General features: G+C 66.6%; 16 protein-coding genes and 1 pseudogene. 12 read left to right on the top strand and 5 right to left on the bottom strand.

Annotated features, from left to right (window positions below):
• Window positions 1-717 precede the first annotated feature (717 nt).
• Complete coding sequence (locus tag AB0300_RS06195; protein WP_366215657.1) at window positions 718-1002, top strand: helix-turn-helix transcriptional regulator; 285 nt, start codon at window positions 718-720, stop codon at window positions 1000-1002.
• Window positions 1003-1004: 2 nt separating this feature from the next.
• Here AB0300_RS06195 and AB0300_RS06190 read toward each other — a convergent pair whose 3' ends face one another.
• From AB0300_RS06190 to AB0300_RS06175, 4 genes are all read right to left on the bottom strand, one after another.
• Complete coding sequence (locus AB0300_RS06190; protein ID WP_366215656.1) at window positions 1005-1427, bottom strand: hypothetical protein; 423 nt, start codon at window positions 1425-1427, stop codon at window positions 1005-1007.
• Window positions 1414-3519, bottom strand: coding sequence for a hypothetical protein (locus AB0300_RS06185; protein WP_366215655.1), 2106 nt, complete (start codon window positions 3517-3519; stop codon window positions 1414-1416). The genes AB0300_RS06190 and AB0300_RS06185 overlap by 14 nt, the downstream gene beginning before the upstream one ends.
• Window positions 3516-4394, bottom strand: a complete 879-nt coding sequence (locus AB0300_RS06180) for a hypothetical protein (protein ID WP_366215654.1) — start codon at window positions 4392-4394, stop codon at window positions 3516-3518. The genes AB0300_RS06185 and AB0300_RS06180 overlap by 4 nt, the downstream gene beginning before the upstream one ends.
• Before the next feature lie 905 nt (window positions 4395-5299).
• A complete protein-coding gene (locus tag AB0300_RS06175; RefSeq protein WP_366215653.1) occupies window positions 5300-6826 on the bottom strand; it encodes a site-specific integrase in 1527 nt (508 codons plus the stop codon).
• Window positions 6827-6889: 63 nt separating this feature from the next.
• Between AB0300_RS06175 and AB0300_RS06170 the strand changes: the two are divergent.
• Window positions 6890-7525: pseudogene (locus AB0300_RS06170) on the top strand (DNA-processing protein DprA); the annotation flags it as partial.
• A gap of 92 nt (window positions 7526-7617) precedes the next feature.
• Window positions 7618-8520, top strand: a complete 903-nt coding sequence (locus AB0300_RS06165; protein ID WP_366215652.1) for a tyrosine-type recombinase/integrase — start codon at window positions 7618-7620, stop codon at window positions 8518-8520.
• Window positions 8521-8541: 21 nt separating this feature from the next.
• Here AB0300_RS06165 and AB0300_RS06160 read toward each other — a convergent pair whose 3' ends face one another.
• A complete protein-coding gene (locus tag AB0300_RS06160) occupies window positions 8542-9144 on the bottom strand; it encodes a M23 family metallopeptidase (protein ID WP_366215651.1) in 603 nt (200 codons plus the stop codon).
• A 306-nt stretch (window positions 9145-9450) separates the two neighbouring features.
• Between AB0300_RS06160 and rpsB the strand changes: the two genes are divergently transcribed.
• The 9 genes from rpsB (at window position 9451) to AB0300_RS06115 (ending at window position 16195) form a co-directional block, all read left to right on the top strand.
• Window positions 9451-10377 carry a 30S ribosomal protein S2 gene (gene rpsB, locus AB0300_RS06155; RefSeq protein WP_366215650.1) on the top strand — a complete coding sequence of 309 codons (927 nt, stop codon included), beginning with the start codon at window positions 9451-9453 and terminating at the stop codon, window positions 10375-10377.
• A 41-nt stretch (window positions 10378-10418) separates the two neighbouring features.
• Window positions 10419-11246, top strand: coding sequence for a translation elongation factor Ts (tsf, locus tag AB0300_RS06150; protein WP_025103357.1), 828 nt, complete (start codon window positions 10419-10421; stop codon window positions 11244-11246).
• 90 nt (window positions 11247-11336) lie between these two features.
• A complete protein-coding gene (gene pyrH / locus AB0300_RS06145; RefSeq protein WP_025103358.1) occupies window positions 11337-12053 on the top strand; it encodes a UMP kinase in 717 nt (238 codons plus the stop codon).
• 67 nt (window positions 12054-12120) lie between these two features.
• The gene (frr, locus tag AB0300_RS06140) at window positions 12121-12675 is read left to right on the top strand and encodes a ribosome recycling factor (RefSeq protein WP_062766584.1); all 555 of its coding nucleotides are present in this window, start codon (window positions 12121-12123) and stop codon (window positions 12673-12675) included.
• A 5-nt stretch (window positions 12676-12680) separates the two neighbouring features.
• Window positions 12681-13826 carry a phosphatidate cytidylyltransferase gene (locus AB0300_RS06135; protein ID WP_366215649.1) on the top strand — a complete coding sequence of 382 codons (1146 nt, stop codon included), beginning with the start codon at window positions 12681-12683 and terminating at the stop codon, window positions 13824-13826.
• A 20-nt stretch (window positions 13827-13846) separates the two neighbouring features.
• Window positions 13847-14428, top strand: a complete 582-nt coding sequence (locus AB0300_RS06130; protein WP_366215664.1) for a DivIVA domain-containing protein — start codon at window positions 13847-13849, stop codon at window positions 14426-14428.
• A gap of 49 nt (window positions 14429-14477) precedes the next feature.
• Window positions 14478-15179, top strand: coding sequence for a transglycosylase SLT domain-containing protein (locus AB0300_RS06125; RefSeq protein ID WP_240183555.1), 702 nt, complete (start codon window positions 14478-14480; stop codon window positions 15177-15179).
• Window positions 15180-15188: 9 nt separating this feature from the next.
• Window positions 15189-15476 carry a hypothetical protein gene (locus tag AB0300_RS06120; RefSeq protein ID WP_025103363.1) on the top strand — a complete coding sequence of 96 codons (288 nt, stop codon included), beginning with the start codon at window positions 15189-15191 and terminating at the stop codon, window positions 15474-15476.
• 2 nt (window positions 15477-15478) lie between these two features.
• Complete coding sequence (locus AB0300_RS06115) at window positions 15479-16195, top strand: alpha/beta fold hydrolase (protein WP_025103364.1); 717 nt, start codon at window positions 15479-15481, stop codon at window positions 16193-16195.
• Window positions 16196-16202 lie beyond the last annotated feature (7 nt).

Here is a 16202-nt window from a genome sequence, read left to right as displayed (position 1 = left end):
TCTTGGTCGTTCTCACTGACCATCGCACGATGGCTCACCCCGTCGCGGTCACGACGCCGCGGGCCCGAAAGACCACCACCCCGCGGGACTCCAGGAGGCGTGCAGCGTCTTGAAGCTCGAGGCGATCTCGCGCTCGAGTGTTGAGCGCTCGAGATTGCTCACGAAACCGCGGGCCCACTCGCAGGCTTCGCGTCACTTGCGTTTCGTAGCCGATGTAGCCGCGACGGCGCCACTCGATTGCTACGTGGCGACGGAAGCCGTTGCTTCCGCGGCGGCGATCCAGTGCCTCCCATTCTGACGGGAGAGCCGATGGAACACCTCCCGTATCAGGAAGCAGGTGTTCGAATAGCTCCCGGAAGGTCGGCCCTTGAGAGTGCCGACGACGATACTGGGCGATGAAGATCGCTGCCGCGAGTGCCCACTCGTCCGCCGCGTCGTCCCTCGTGAACTCTTCAAACGCGTAGCGCCACGAGGCGGGCGGGGGATGATTGATGTCCCGCCACCAAGCCGTCCATCGCCTGTTCGCCACGATCACCGTCACAATCGCGGTCGCACGCATCGGGCCTGCCCTGCGGTGCGACCGCGGTGTCCGTAGGGCAGGCAGCACACGTGCAGAGTGGAGAGGATCCGGCGGTAGTCGATTGTTTCGTATGGCCAACGAAATTATGGCATACGTGTAAGCCCATACCGGTAAGCGTTCCTCGGAACGCTTGAAGAGTGAGCAGGCTAAGGGCAAGCGCGGATGAGGAGTGGGGCGTCTTCGTCCGGCACCTTGCCGTCCAGCTGCGTCGACTCCGGCTTGAATCGGGCTTGAGTCAGGAAGAGGTCGCCAGCCGGGCCAATCTGAGTCGGTTCATCTACAGGCAGTATGAGAAGGGCGAGTCGCGCAGGGGCACCCCCTCGAACCCTGCTTTACGTTCGGTCATTGCGATCTCACAGGTTTTCGACGTCCCACTGGAGCAGCTTCTCCCGTCGACGGTCCCCGACCTTCGAAATCGCTAGTCCTATCGAATTGGAGTAACTTTCGCTCGCCCGGAACCTGAGCGGAGCCGATCTCGCTCCTCGGTGACGATCAGGAGTGCGGCGGCGTAGGCTTTCGCCTGCGCGGCGAGGGCATCACGTTCTCGAATGAGCCGTCGGTTGCGGACTCGCTCTTTATCGAGGCTTGCTCGCAGGCGCTCGACCTCGGGTTTGGTGCGATTAATCTCTCTCGCACGAGCGAGAAAAGCTCGGGCGAGCTCCGGATTGTCGTGGGTGAGGCGATGTCGCTTCACTCCTGCGACTTCGACAAGTCGCACTCCAGTGAGTGGTCCAGCCACCCGCCCTTCGAGGAGGTCGTCGGCAGCCTGCTTCAGCCGAGCTCTCACCTCCTCGCGTTCGTTTGCTGCTCTTGCTCCGGCCGGGCTTGATACGTCATCGATGCTCATGTGTGCTGCTCTCCTGGTGCTCTTCGATAATCTGTCGATTCTTATCTATGAGTTGCTGTGCCCGGCCGTATCGAATAGGTGGCGCAAGCGTGTCCTGTTCGATCTCGATGATCGCGGAACGTACGTCGTCAACGTCGGCGTCCGTGCGCGCGACGTTCTTGCAGGCGCTACGGCAATCGCCGAGCACGGGCCCAGCGGCAGTTCGGGCGCACAGTGCTGTCTCCAGATCGAAGACGCAGTGCAACCCATCGCCTTGAAATACCTGAAGCGACGGATCTGTCAGCATCGTTTCCGCCTGGCGTCTGGTGGGAACGTAGCGACCGGCGTATTTCGCGACCGCGCGCGCGGTTCGGTGGCGCAATGCTCCAGCCGCGGGCCCGCTTACATGCCCGCCCGCGCCGAGGTAGTGATCGAGATCGACTGCATTGTCCACGCGCTCAAGCCAGCGCTCGAGTGCGAGCTCCGAAGGAAAACCTGATGCGTAGTTTCCTGCGTAGCCTTGGGTGATATGTGTCGCAACATGGCCATACTGGATTGCCGCTGCGACCAGCCCTCCCGGCCGTCGCACGATGTGCCAGGCCAGCGTTCGTCGGAACCTGCTGCCCGTAAGCGGCCCAGCGGGATCCACCGGGATGGTGTCCGCTCGGTCGGTGTCGCTGCAATAGCGGTTCACCCACTCAATGAAACGCGTGATGTCCGTGGTCATCCGCGCCGACGTCCTTGCGGTTCCGGCACGCAGTTTTCCTGAAGGAGTCGACCCGCGCTGCGCTGTCGGTCTCAGATTCTTCGGAAAAAGGAGTTCCTCGTCGTGTAGCAACTCCAGGACCTGGACTGCTCGCGCCCCGACGGGATGTACAACCCACGGTTCCGGCCTAACCTCACCGTGGTCCATCCGCGATCCATCGGATCCAATGGCCGACTTCCAGCGCACGCCCCGCAATGTCCAGAGCCCGCTCTGGGGATCAAACTCGATGCAACGCCGTCGGATGCTTAAGACCTCGCCTGGACGCATGCCCGTGAGGTAGGAGATCGCGATGAAACAGGCGGTGGTCAGGTGATCCGCTAGCACTACCGCGTCACCCCAGCAAATCGAGGGGTCCATCCACGGCAGGCCGTCTAGGAGACCGCCGGTGAGGGGACGCAGGTACGACGCGACATCCACCGGCAAGCCACTCGTCGCGATGACATCGCGGTCAAAGCCAGCGTGCGCAGAGCCGAAGTAGCCGGTCAGACGACCCAGGTGTGTCCAGTTGATCTCGGACCTATCGGTGTGCCCAGGAAGTCCCTTCCCTTGTGAGCGCAGGCTCTCGAGAGCTTCGGCCAGCTTCGTGCGCCTCATCCCGGGGATCTTGGACGGATCAAGCCCGGGCGCGCGGTATCGGTACTGATTGACAAGTAGCTTCTTGTAGTCGCGGTACGCCGCAATGATGTCGTCGGCGAAGTCTTCGACGAAACGGACGGTCCACGACATCAAGGGCGCAAGAGTCGCGTCATCGATGCGTGGAGTGAGATTGGAGGAAGAAGTGGGAGCGAGACGGAGCAGGTCCCGTGGGTGGTAATCCTCCCATGGCGATGCTGGCGGTAGGCGGATCGTGGGGGGCACGAGGTCCCGGTATCTCCAGAGCCGGCGCGTCTCGGTGACTATCCCGCGCATGGCACTATCCGGAAGTTGACGGCCGGCCATCTCCACTAAGAGTTCGTCTAGGTTGCCAGGGGTGATGTCCTGAAGGCTGTTCAGCTCCTGAGCATCCACCCATTCGAGGATTCGCTTCAGCGGCGCTTGCATGAGCGGTATTGAGGTCAGAGTGCGCCGCCCGGTAGTGGGGCCATTCTGAATCGGGCGCGCCGTTTCTTCGTTGATCAGGATCCAGAAGTACGTCTTCATCGGGGTGCGCCACGCGGGAGAGTATGAGGTGAAATTCAGCTGCTGCTTAGTGCTGTGATCTGCGAAGTTGCTGACGCTGAAGTCCCAGATGTCGTCGCGGAAGCGTGGAAGCGAGCTGTCAGGAACATCAGGCCGCGTTGGCCGACGATGGAACACTGGTGCGTCGGCTGAGATGACGTCGATGGCTCGAGGTTGTTGCGCCGTCATCGCAGATCCAGCTTTCCGTCTAGAAGCAACTCAACGAGATGTTCTTGTCGCTTACTTGCGAGTGACGCGTACTTCTCGACATCAACTTGCTGTCGTTGCAGCAGATCCGTCAGTTGCTCATCTGGCGTGCGGAACCTCGTGTTCCATTCGGCTTCGGTCGTGACGATGCGGCGATCGCGCAACCTCTTGCTAAGAAGCGCCTGCACGGGAAAGTGTCGTGGTTCTGAGCGGGCGTTGGGGCAACCAAGGCAGAGCAGGAACGATGCGGTACACGGGCTCCCGGCTGCGCTGTTTGGGCCGTTGGTATTGTCCACGCATGCCGTTGCGACCGTGTCGAGTTGCCCTTGCGCGAGCAAACGCAGTTGTTCCTCGCCGATGCCGAGACGGGCGGCGGCGGGCCCTGGGTCGGCAGCAATCGACTCGAGATCGGAGGGGCTGAGAGTGATTACCTCAGACCTCGCCTTCAACCGCTTCACCTCTTTATCAAGAGTCTCGGAGACGAGAACGCGGCTTTGGCGAACACTGGCGGGTTCTGTTCTCTGGTAGTGGTCCGCGAGCGTGTGCTCGGTGTTGCCGACGGGTTTTTGATGTCGCAGCAGATAGAACCGCCGCAAGCGGCGTGCGTCGACGCGCGGCAATTCGGTCCCATCAGGAGCGAGCAGAGTCAGTTGCTCGAAGATGCCTTGGGGGAGCGGGCGAAACGCAGCCCGCGAGTTCTGCCACTTGGGGCTGAATGCCACCAAGAGCAGATCACTGCCTGCGAAGTGCCGCGTCCGACGACAGAGCTCGGTTGCGATCGTGTGAAGTCCGAAATCTGACTCGAGGTCTAGTTTCTCCGGGAAGACCGGATCAGGGCCCACAAACGCAAGGTCCATTTCAGACCGTTCCGGTCCGCGGCGGGGCTTTGACGCACGTACGAGGGTCACTCGTGTTTCCTCAAGTTGATCGTCGGCTCTGAGATGCGCGGCGGGGAGCCGAAGGACCGTGGTCAGATTATGACCTGTCGCGCAGATCATAAGAACAGTGAGAGCGGCGACATCTGCGAATGAGGGAAACAAGTCTCTGGCCGCTTGCGAGGCTCCGCGGTCGTTGACGTTGTGTCGGATCATGCCTCGGCGATCACGGGGGACATCGCCCGTGTGAGCTATGTGATCGAGAAGCGCTCCGCGCGTCCGGTCGCCCTCATATTCGGTCGTATCTCGTGTACGCCACGCTGCGAGCTCGCCCTCGGCCGCGCGTACCCGCTCCACCGCTTGGCGAACGCGTGAACGCGCGGCTCTGCGGATCTGCCGGTACTCGGCTTCAGAGTAGGCACTGACCTTTGACTTCTCGACGCCGAGCGGAAGCGGAGCGTAAAGCGCTTCTCGAAACTGCGGGGTGAGGTTTGCATTCCCGCGAAGAAGCGACCGCCAAGACTGCAGTAACGACGAGCTGTAGCGACTGCCCTTCAAACGCAGTTCGTGTAGGTGGACCGGTCTCAGTTCCTGGGGTGATCCGGGGACTGGTGACTCGCTGGAGAGCAGCCGAAGGATGGTCCTAGCGTGAGAGTGCATCGTTTGGGCAGACTCTTCAGTGCGCCGGGTACCTCCCGGTCCACACACGCGCGCAAAGCCCTCGGCAAGAGCGACTTGCATCGGTCGCTTCCCGGGTAACTTGTCAAAGCGGAACACGCGCAGCGTGCCGCCCCCTTCCGGTCGAAACTCGACCGCCAATAGCGTTCCATCGTCAACGAGCGACGGTGGCCGGGAATAGCTGTCTTGAGGCATCGCCGCGTGCGCCATCACTCCCAGCTCCCGTTGTCGGAAAGGCGGACTCGTGGATCCTGCCCCAGGAGACCAACGAGGGTTTCAGAATCGAGCGCCGTGCGGCCATACTCAAGAAGCAGTTTCGCCTCGAGATTCCGAAATGGCTCTAAGTAGGTTTCCTTTGTCGTCGACACGTCAGAGTGTCCAAGCATCGTTTGAACGAGGGACCACGTGTCTCCGAACTGTTCGCGGAAGTCTCGCTCATGGTCATCATCGATTGCGGATCGTTGTCTAGACCAAATCGTCCTCCCAACTGCGAACCAACGCAGTGCGAAACTGTGCCGCAGCATGTGGGGGTGGCAGATAAGCCCTTCGATACCGGCTCGGCGAACGCGAGCGTTGGCGCGCTCGAACGTCTTCGTCCATGCGCCTTTCCTGCGCGGAGTGCCGTCTTCGTTGAGCCAAAGCATCGCTGGCGCGTACCCGTCCTTTTCGTCAACCAAGAGTCGGCTTCGTTCGGCGGGGCTGAGATCATTCATCCGAACTGAGGCGGTGCGGGAATCCTGTTTATGATCCCTGAGGATCAAGACCTCCCTGCTTCGGACTTCTTGGATGACGTGGGAGAACTGATCGCTTTCGTAGAGTCCTGAGGCTCGTCCTCGCCGCACAGCTCGAGCTCGGTCGGTTTCCACATATACGGCAACGGCGTTCAGAGCATCCTCGCGAAGCCAGAAAGCGTGTCCTCTTCCGCCCTTGGCACAGGCGTCTGCGAGTCGGAACGTGGAGTAGCCCTGGAGCGAGCGACGGCTGAGCTCCTCGACGAGGACGCTGCTCCATTCCTGCACTCGAAGCCCACTTCCGTAGAGACCGTCAACGAATGCGGCGTCTCGCGATTGTGAGCGCGGTCTCCATCGAACTCGCTCCTCGCCGTCCGCCGTTAGCCCGTGTATCCCAACGTTCCTCCAGCGAACGACCGCTCCGGGGGACAACCACTTGACTGAAGCGCGTCGAACGGCGGTGGGCCTCAAGTCGCTTGATTCACGACCTACATGAGAAGTGAACGGATAGCGAACGCGCGCGTTCGACCGATTGGATGCGAACAGCGGGGGGCCGTCCAGCCGCGCTTGAGCCCACCTATAGAACTCACTGAACGCAGCGAGATCGCTTGCCCAGGATGAGCCCGCGATCCTCCCTGAGTTCTCGGTATCGTGTCGGCGCCAGAACTTGAAGTCAAGGAGATCTTCCTCGTCTGCCTCCTTCCAGCTCACGCCTCGGCCGTGCAGGAATTCCACCCAAACCACGAGGGAGCGTGCGTACCTCTTGTTCGTATCCTCTGCCCTGTTACGCATCTTCGCGCTAGCAAAGAAGCTGTTCACAGCAGTATGAAGCTCGCCGGCTTGACTGATCAGGAAGGGGCGGGAAACCAGGCGCGCAGGCAATTGGATCGTTGCGTCGCTTGAATCGGAGAGATCCAGTGCTCTCGAGAATGCCGTCTCGTCGTAGACAGGCACTGAACGCGGTACGTAGTAGAGCTTCCAGAACCGCTCGGCGTATGTGGACATGAGTAGAGCCTCGCGTGCCGTCGGGAGTTGGCGTTGCAACACGCACAAGAGGGTAGAAGAACTTATGGCATCGACGGAGCGGCACACCGCGCCGCGTTGACCGTCGGCGGGGGAACGATCGCGGTCCTCGCCGGGGGAGTCGACCGCCCGTACCCCGCAGGTCACCGTAACCTCCTGGCCCGGATCGCGGTCGACGGGGTCGTCGTCAGCGAGGTGCCGTGTGGCACGGCGCCGACGCGGTGGCGCTTCCTCGCGCGCAATCGACTGATCGCGGCCCTGGGGCAGGCCACGGTGGTCGTCGAGGCGGGCTGGCGCAGCGGCTCCCTCAATACGGCGGGGCATGCGGCGACGCTGGGCAGGCCGCTCGGCGCGGTACCCGGTCCGGTGACGTCTGCGTCCTCGGCCGGCTGTCACCGGCTGCTGCGCGAATACGACGCGGTGTGCGTCACCTCCGCGGCGGAGGTCGCCGAGATGCTCCCTGTCGGTGCCCGGTCGCCCCGGGGACGTGAAGCGACGGACGAGGGGCGGGTGGGGCTCCTCCGCGCGCTGAGCACGCGGACCGCTCGGACGGAGGCGGAGCTCGCGCAGCGCGCGGGTCTCACCGTCGAGCGGACGAGGGCCCTGCTCGGTCTGCTCGACCTCGACGGGCTCGCTCGCCGCGACGGGGACGGCTGGCGCGGAAGGGGCGCGGCGCCCTAGGGGTACGCGCTGACGGGGTGCGGAGCGCTCGTCGTCGGTCGCGCCCGGCGGGGCGCGTCGCTCTGAAGGCGGGGGAGCGGCAGGCTGGGGATATGGACTTCGCGGTCGCCGTCGAGGCGTTCGCCGACCACCTCGAGAAGGTACGTCGGCTCTCTCCGGCGACCGTGAAGGCGTACCGCTCCGATCTGCGAGACCTCAGGGCGAGCGTCGGGGGCGGCCCGGTCGACCGGATCGACCTGGAGATGCTGCGCGAATGGCTCTGGCAGGCGACCCAGCGTGGTGACGCCCGGGCGACGCTGGCCCGACGCGCAGCCACCGCGCGGGCGTTCTTCGGCTGGGCGCGCGAGCAGGACATCGTCCCCCTCGACCCCAGCCTGCGGCTCGTGGCGCCGAAGCGCGCGAAGACGCTGCCGACGGTGGCATCGAAGGACGCGATGACGGAGCTGTTGGAGCGACACCGGCAGGCGGCGTCCTCGGGCGATCCCACCGCCCTCCGCGACCATGCGGTGCTGGAGCTCCTCTACGGCGCCGCGGTCCGCGTCTCCGAGCTCTGCGGCCTCGACATCGACGACCTGGATCTCGATCGGGGCACGGCCCTCGTGCGGGGCAAGGGCGACAAGGAGCGCGTCGTCCCGTTCGGCGCGCCGGCGCGGGATGCGCTCACCGCCTACCTGCGCCGCGCTCGACCGGCTCTGCTCGCGCGGTCCGGCGCCGCGTCGCCCGCCGTCTTCCTCGGCAGTCGCGGGGGACGTATCGGTCCGCGGACGGTCTACGAGGTGGTCGCCCGTGCGCTCGCGCCCGTCGTCGGCGCCGAGACCGTCGGTCCGCACGCCCTCCGCCATACGGCGGCGACCCACCTGCTGGACGGTGGTGCGGATCTCCGCGCGGTGCAGGAGATCCTGGGGCACGCGAGCCTGGGCACCACCCAGATCTACACGCATGTCTCGGCGGAGCGGCTGACGGCGACGTATCGTCTGGCGCACCCTCGGGCCTGAGCGCGAAGCCCGCGCGTCGGGTCATCCGTCGCAGCAGGGCAGGAGGCGCGCCCGCAGGAGACCGCCGAACAGCACCATCGGGTTGAGGTACTCGCCGTCGCGTCGTACCCCGATGTGCAGCGCGTCCGGGGGAGTGTGACCGCCCGTGGCGACACGGCCGATGTCCTGGCCCCGGCGGACCGGGTCTCCCGCGCGCAGGGGCGACTCCACCGGCTCGAACGTGCTCACGAGACCGTCGGCGTGTCGGATCGTGAGCAGCGGGCGATCGACGACGACGCCCTGGTACGCGACCACCCCCTCCGCCGGGGCGAGGACGGCGTCGCCCGCGCTCGCGACGATATCCATACCGCGGTGCCCGGGACCGTAGGCGTGCGCCGGCGCGCGGTAGGCGACGCTCACGCGCCGAGTCCCCTCGACGGGCCACCGCCAGGGAACGTCGGAGACGAACTCGTCGGGCACGGGCGTGAGGCTGTGCGGTGCCGACAACGCTCGCGCGGCGGGAGGAGACGGGAACGGAGCACCGCCGCACAGGAGCACGACAGCGGCGAGCACGGTGGCGATCAGCACCCGGAGCAGCGAGGGGTGCGGGAAAGAGCGAGGGCGAGGAGGGGATGGAGGAGTCATCACGCGAGTGTGCGTGGCCGGTGCGGGCCGGTGGAGCGGGTTCTCTCCGCCGGGGCCGGAGGCAGGGGAGAAGACCAGGAATTGCGCTGCTGGGGAGGACGAGCTGTGGGCGCATGATCCTGTATGCTGGACGAGCACCTCGATCTCGGGGTGACTACGCGTGCCCAGAGCGACTCCGTCGTGGCATCCACTCCCGCAGGTCCCGTCTCCGAACGGGTGGGCGTGAGCCGGGCACCAGGATGTCCGACCGTCCGGTCGGCATGACAACCTCAACGGCGCGTCCCGCGCCAGAATCAGGAGACGACCATGGCTGTGGTCACCATCCGTCAGCTGCTCGACAGCGGCGTGCACTTCGGACACCAGACCCGTCGGTGGAACCCGAAGGTGAAGCGCTTCATCCTCACGGAGCGCAGCGGCATCCACATCATCGACCTCCAGCAGTCGCTCGGCTACATCGACAAGGCGTACGACTTCGTCAAGGAGACCGTGGCGCACGGCGGCACGATCCTCTTCGTCGGCACCAAGAAGCAGGCGCAGGAGATCCTCGCGGAGCAGGCCACGCGCGTCGGCCAGCCCTACGTGAACCAGCGCTGGCTCGGCGGCCTCCTCACCAACTTCTCCACCATCGCGAAGCGTCTCGCCCGCATGAAGGAGCTCGAGGAGCTCGACTACGAGAACCCCTCCGCCTCCGGCTTTACGAAGAAGGAGCTGCTGCTCAAGAAGCGCGAGCTGGACAAGCTGCACAAGTCGCTGGGCGGTATCCGCAACCTCACCAAGACGCCGTCCGCCCTCTGGGTCGTCGACGCCAAGCGTGAGCACCTCGCCATCGACGAGGCCAAGAAGCTCGGCATCCCGGTGATCGGCATCCTCGACACCAACGCCGACCCGGACGACTTCCAGTACCCGATCCCCGGCAACGACGACGCCATCCGTTCGGTGTCGCTGCTGACGCGCATCATCGCCGACGCCGCCGCCGAGGGCCTGCAGCAGAAGCACAACCCGGAGTCGGGCGACGCCGAGCCGCTGGCCGAGTGGGAGAAGGAGCTTCTCGAGGCTCCCGTGCAGGAGTCCGCTGACGCCGCCGAGGTCGTGACCGCGGATGACGAGGCCGCCGTCGTCGAGACCCCGGCCGCCGACGAGGCCGGTGCCCAGGCGCACGACGAGGCGATCGCCGCCGCTTCCGGTGAGGAGACCGCCGAGGTCGCCGCCGCCGAGGCCGCTGACGCCAAGTAATCCCTCGTACACCCACACAACGAAGCAAGGAGCCACCACACATGGCCAACTTCACCATCGCCGACCTCAAGGCGCTGCGTGAGCAGCTCGGCACGGGAATGGTCGACACCAAGAAGGCGCTCGAGGAGGCTGACGGCGACGTCGAGAAGGCCACCGAGATCCTGCGCCTGAAGGGTGCGAAGGGCAACGCCAAGCGCGCCGACCGTTCGACCAGCGAGGGCCTCGTCGTCGCTCGCGAGCAGGACGGCGCCGTGACGCTCGTCGAGCTCGCCTGCGAGACCGACTTCGTCGCGAAGAACGAGCGCTTCATCGCGCTGGCCGACAAGGTCGCCGACGCCGTCGCCGCCGTGAAGGCCGACTCGGTCGAGGCCGCCCTGGCCGCTCCGGCGGGCGACAAGACCGTCGAGCAGCTCATCTCGGAAGAGGCCGCCATCATCGGCGAGAAGGTCGAGCTCCGTCGCGTGCGCACCGTCACCGGTGACAGCGTCGAGGTCTACCTGCACCGCACGAGCAAGGACCTGCCGCCGCAGATCGGCGTCGTCGTCGCCTACACGGGTGACGACGCCGCGACCGCGCGCAGCATCGCCCAGCACATCTCGTTCGCCAACCCGTCGTACCTGTCCCGCGAGGACGTTCCGGCGGACGCGGTCGAGAAGGAGCGCGAGATCGTCACCGAGATCTCCCGCAACGAGGGCAAGCCCGAGGCCGCCCTGCCGAAGATCGTCGAGGGCCGTGTCGCCGCGTTCATCAAGCAGGTCGCCCTGCTCGAGCAGGACTACGCGAAGGACAACAAGCTCTCCGTCGCCCAGGTGGCGAAGGACGCCGGTATCACCGTGACGGACTTCGCGCGCTTCAAGGTCGGCGCGTAGCACTGTCGAAGGGGTTCGGATCACTCGATCCGAACCCCTTCTTCATGCCCACCAGGCACTATCTTGAATCGGGACGAGAGGACATCCCCCATGACTGAACGCACCGGACGCCGCCGCGTCCTCCTGAAGCTCTCCGGAGAGGCGTTCGGCGCCGGTCAGCTCGGCGTGAACCCTGACGTGGTCAGCCAGATGGCGCGGGAGATCGCCGCCGCGGTCGACCGCGTCGAGGTGGCCGTCGTCGTCGGCGGGGGCAACTTCTTCCGCGGCGCGGAGCTCAGCCAGCGGGGAATGGACCGCGGACGAGCGGACTACATGGGCATGCTCGGCACCGTCATGAACGCGCTCGCGCTGCAGGACTTCCTGGAGCAGGCGGGCGCCGCCACCCGCGTGCAGTCCGCGATCTCGATGACCCAGGTCGCCGAGCCCTACATCCCGCGTCGCGCAGAGCGCCACATGGAGAAGGGCCGCGTCGTGATCTTCGGCGCCGGCGCAGGCCTGCCGTACTTCTCCACCGACACCGTGGCCGCGCAGCGCGCCCTGGAGATCGGCGCGCAGGAGGTGCTCGTCGCCAAGAACGGCGTCGACGCCATCTACACCGCCGACCCGAACAAGCACGCCGACGCGGAGCGCATCGAGCGCGTGACCTACCGCGACGCGCTGCAGCAGGGACTCAAGGTCGTCGACTCCACGGCGTTCAGCCTGTGCATGGACAACAACATGGACATGCGCGTCTTCGGGATGGAGCCGGCGGGCAACGTGACCCGCGCGCTCCTGGGCGAGCCCATCGGCACGCTCGTCACGGCCTGAGCGCCTGCACGGGACGGGAGCCCGCTCCCGATAGAATTTCCAGAACACCCCGACGATAGGAGCCACCGTGATCGCGGACGTCCTCGCTGAAACCACCACCCGCATGTCCCGGGCCGTCGAGGCTGCCAAGGAGGACTTCTCCACGGTGCGCACGGGTCGTGCGAACCCCCAGCTCTTCCAGAAGGTGCTGGTCGACTACTACGGCACGCCGACGCCGCTGGCGCAGCTCGCCTCGCTCGCCAACCAGGAAGCGCGCACGCTCATCATCACGCCGTACGACAAGTCGGCGCTCAAGGCGATCGAGCAGGCGATCCGCGACATGCCGAACCTCGGGGCGAACCCCACGAACGACGGCAACCTCGTACGGGTCACGATGCCCGAGCTCACCGCCGAGCGGCGCAAGGAGTACGTGAAGCTCGTGAAGTCGAAGGCCGAGGACGCCAAGGTCCACGTCCGCGGCATCCGCCGGAAGGCGAAGGACGAGCTCGACGCTCTGAAGAGCGAGCTCGGCGAGGACGAGATCGCCCGCGGCGAGAAGGAGCTGGACGCGCTGACCCGTCAGCACGTCGACCTCATCGACGACGCGCTCAAGCGCAAAGAGGCCGAACTCCTCGAGGTGTAGCTCGTATGTCCGATGAATCGCGCGGCGCCGAGGAGGGCACTCCGGTGACCCGCCGGGAGGCACAGCCGGACCGGGTCTCCGATGGGGGTGCCCCGCTCGGCGATGCGTCGTTCCCGGGATTCGACGCCGGGAGCGTGCCGCCGCGTCCTCCGCTCCCCGTCACGCCTCCCGCTCCATCCGTCACGGCGGAGCGGCTGGACACCGCGGATCACAACGCGATCCGCGAGCAGTGGCGCCAGGCGCGGGATGAGTTCGGGACGCACGTGTCGCACGCCCGCGACCAGCTCGATCAGGCCAACGAACGCATCAAACAGCGCACCGGCCGCGACCTCGTGCTCGCGATCGTGATCGGGCTCGCTTTCGGCGCCGCCCTCCTCGGATCGCTGCTGTTCATCAAAGCGCTGTTCGTCCCGTTCGCGCTGGCCGCCGCCCTCCTCGGCGTCTACGAGCTGTCCCGGGCGCTGCGGGCGGCCGGACGCCGCGTGGATGTGATCCCGCAGCTGGTCGCGGCCACCTTCCTGGTGCTGTCCGCGTACTTCGCCGAGCCGTGGCTGAGCTGGGTCATGCTGTTCGTCGCCGTGGCCTTCGTCATCGTGTGGCGGCTGCTCGCCCAGATGGTCGCGAAGGACGGTCGCACCTACGGTGACGTGCTCACCGACGCCGTGATCGGCGGTTTCATCCAGGTGTACGTGCCGTTCCTCGCCGGCGTGGCCCTCATCCTGCTCGAGCAGGAGGGCGGCCAGTGGTGGGTGCTGAGCTTCATCGCGATCGCGGTGGCGGCCGACACCGGGGCGTACGCCGCGGGTCTGGCGTTCGGCCGGCATCCGATGGCGCCCCGGATCAGCCCGAAGAAGACCTGGGAGGGCTTCGGCGGCGCCGTGGTCGCCTCCTTGGCGGCGGGCGTGCTCCTGGCCCTGTTCCTCCTCGATCTGCCCTGGTGGGGCGGCGTGATCTTCGGGGCGGCGATCCTGCTGTCCGCGACGCTCGGCGACCTCGGCGAGTCCATGCTGAAGCGCGACCTGGGCATCAAGGACATGAGCTCCTGGCTCCCCGGCCACGGCGGTCTCATGGATCGCCTGGACAGCATCCTGCTGTCGACCATCCCCGCCCTGTGCCTGTACTTCCTCCTCTCTCCCTGGTTGGTGCTCTGATGAACGACAGCGGTGCTGTGATCAACGACGACGGGGTCGACACCTCTGAGCGCAGCACGGCGAAGCCTGCGTTCGCGCTCACGAGCGGTCGCACCAAGGGCTACCACCGTGCGGCCGTCGACACCTTCCTCGCCTCGGCGCGTCAGGCGTTCGAGGGCGGAGGAGACGACCTCACCGCCGAGGACGTGCGCACCGCCTCGTTCCCCCTCGTGAAGGAGGGGTATGCGGTGGCGGAGGTCGATGCCGCGCTCGGCCGGGTCGAGGATGCGTTCGCGGCCCGAGAGCGCGAGCGCGCCGTGCGCGCCCGCGGAGCGGGAGCCTGGGTGGAACAGGCCAGAGCCGATGCACAGGTGATCCTCGACCATCTCGCGCGTCCGCGGCGTCATCGGTTCGCCCGCACCGGAATCCTCACCTTCGGGTACCGCGTCGACGAGGTCGATCACGTCACCTCCCGCATCGTCCGGTACCTCCGCGACGGCGACCCGCTGACCGCCGAACAGCTGCGGTCCGCGGCGTTCCGCATGCAGCGCGGCGGCTACCGCGAGGAGCAGGTCGATGCGCTGCTCGACGCCACGATCGACGTCATCCTGGCGGTCCGCTGAGCCTGCCTGATGGCCTGTTCAGGCAGGTATGCGTAGACTGTCCACCATCGTGAACTCCCGAAACGACATGATTCCCGAACGAAGCGACGCCGCGCTGGTACCCGCAGCGACGGCCACGTCCGCCTCCCGAGGCACGCGACGCTGGTCGCGTCGCCGGGGTGTCGCCGGTGTCTTCAGCTCTCTCGCGGTCGTCGGATTCGCCGCCGCGATGGTCGCTCCGACCGGCGTCGCCCTCGCGCAGCCGGTCGCCACGGAAGCTCCGGACTCCGTGTACGCGGCGGCTCTCGCGGACACGCAGAACCTCACCGTCACCGTGGAAGGCGCAGCGATCACCCCCGTCGAGCGCGGGTCCTTCGAGGTGTACGTCAAGCCGAAGCCCAAGCCCAAGCCGAAGCCGGCGGCTCCCGCGAGCACGCCGTCGTCCGGTTCGCAGGGAGGGTCCTCCGGCGGGGGTCTCCCGCCGTACAGCGGCGGCGGTGCGCCGGCGGAGTGGATGGCCGCGGCCGGCATCGCTCAGGGCGACTGGCAGTACGTCGACTACATCGTGTCGCGGGAGAGCGGGTGGAACCCGAACGCCACCAACTCCTCCTCCGGTGCCTGCGGGCTCGTCCAGGCTCTTCCCTGCAGCAAGGTGCCCGGCAACGGCTACAACCCGGTGGACAACCTCCGCTGGGCCACCGGCTACGCCACCGGTCGGTACGGCAGCTGGGCCGGCGCGTACAACTTCTGGGTCACCAACCACTGGTGGTGAGCCGGCACCATGCCCCGCTCACGTCGTCGTCCTTCCGCGCGCCCTGAGGGCGAGGATTCGTTCGATCGCCTCCTCGCCGGGTGGAAGCGCACCGAGGTGCGTCGTGGCGTGGAGTGGACGGTCCAGCCGGTCTCCGCCGTCCAGGCGCAGAAGGCCTACGTCTGCCCAGGCTGCGGCCGGTCCGTCGACCCCGGGACGGCGCATCTCGTCGCCTGGCGGGCGGATGGCATCCTCGGCGAGGCGGCGGCGCTGGCCGACCGCAGACACTGGCACACCCCCTGTTGGAGGATCGCATGACCATGGAGATCCGCGGACCGCTCGAGCTCCCCGCGACGCGTGAGGACATCGAGCTGCACACCGCAGACGGGCTCACGCTGGTGGGCGAGCTGGCGGTGCCCGAGACGGCCGCCCCGGTGGCCACGCTGGTGACGCTGCATCCGCTGCCGACGGCGGGCGGCTTCATGGACTCGCACATCATCCGCAAGGCGTCCGCACGCCTGCCTGCCCTGGCCGATCTCGCCGTCCTGCGGTTCAACACGCGCGGCACGACGTCGCCGCGCGGCACGAGCGAGGGCGCATTCGACGGTGGGGCTGCGGAGCAGTTCGACGTCGCCGCCGCCATGGACTTCGTGCGTGACCGCGGATTGCCTCGCCCCTGGCTCGTCGGCTGGTCGTTCGGAACGGAACTCGCGCTGAAGTACGGCGCCGACCACGACATCGAGGGCATCATCCTGCTCTCGCCGCCACTGCACCGCGCGACGGCGGAGGAGGTCGCCGCTTGGGGGACGACCGACCACCGCGTCGTCATCCTCGTCCCCGAGCTGGACGACTACCTGCGCCCCGCCGAGGCCCGGGAGCGGTTCGCGAGCATCCCGCACGCGCAGCTGATCGCCGTCGACGGCGGGAAGCATTTGTGGGTGGGGGAGACGCAGACGAGGCGCGTGCTCACCGAGATCGTCGCCGCGGTCAACCCGTCGGCCCTGCCGCTGCCGACGCACTGGCCCGTCGAGGGCTGACGCGGAG

Source organism: Microbacterium sp. NPDC078814, assembly GCF_040702645.1.
Lineage (GTDB): Bacteria > Actinomycetota > Actinomycetes > Actinomycetales > Microbacteriaceae > Microbacterium.
Note: the sequence above shows the minus strand (reverse complement) of the source record. Positions and strands in the feature narration are given on the sequence as shown.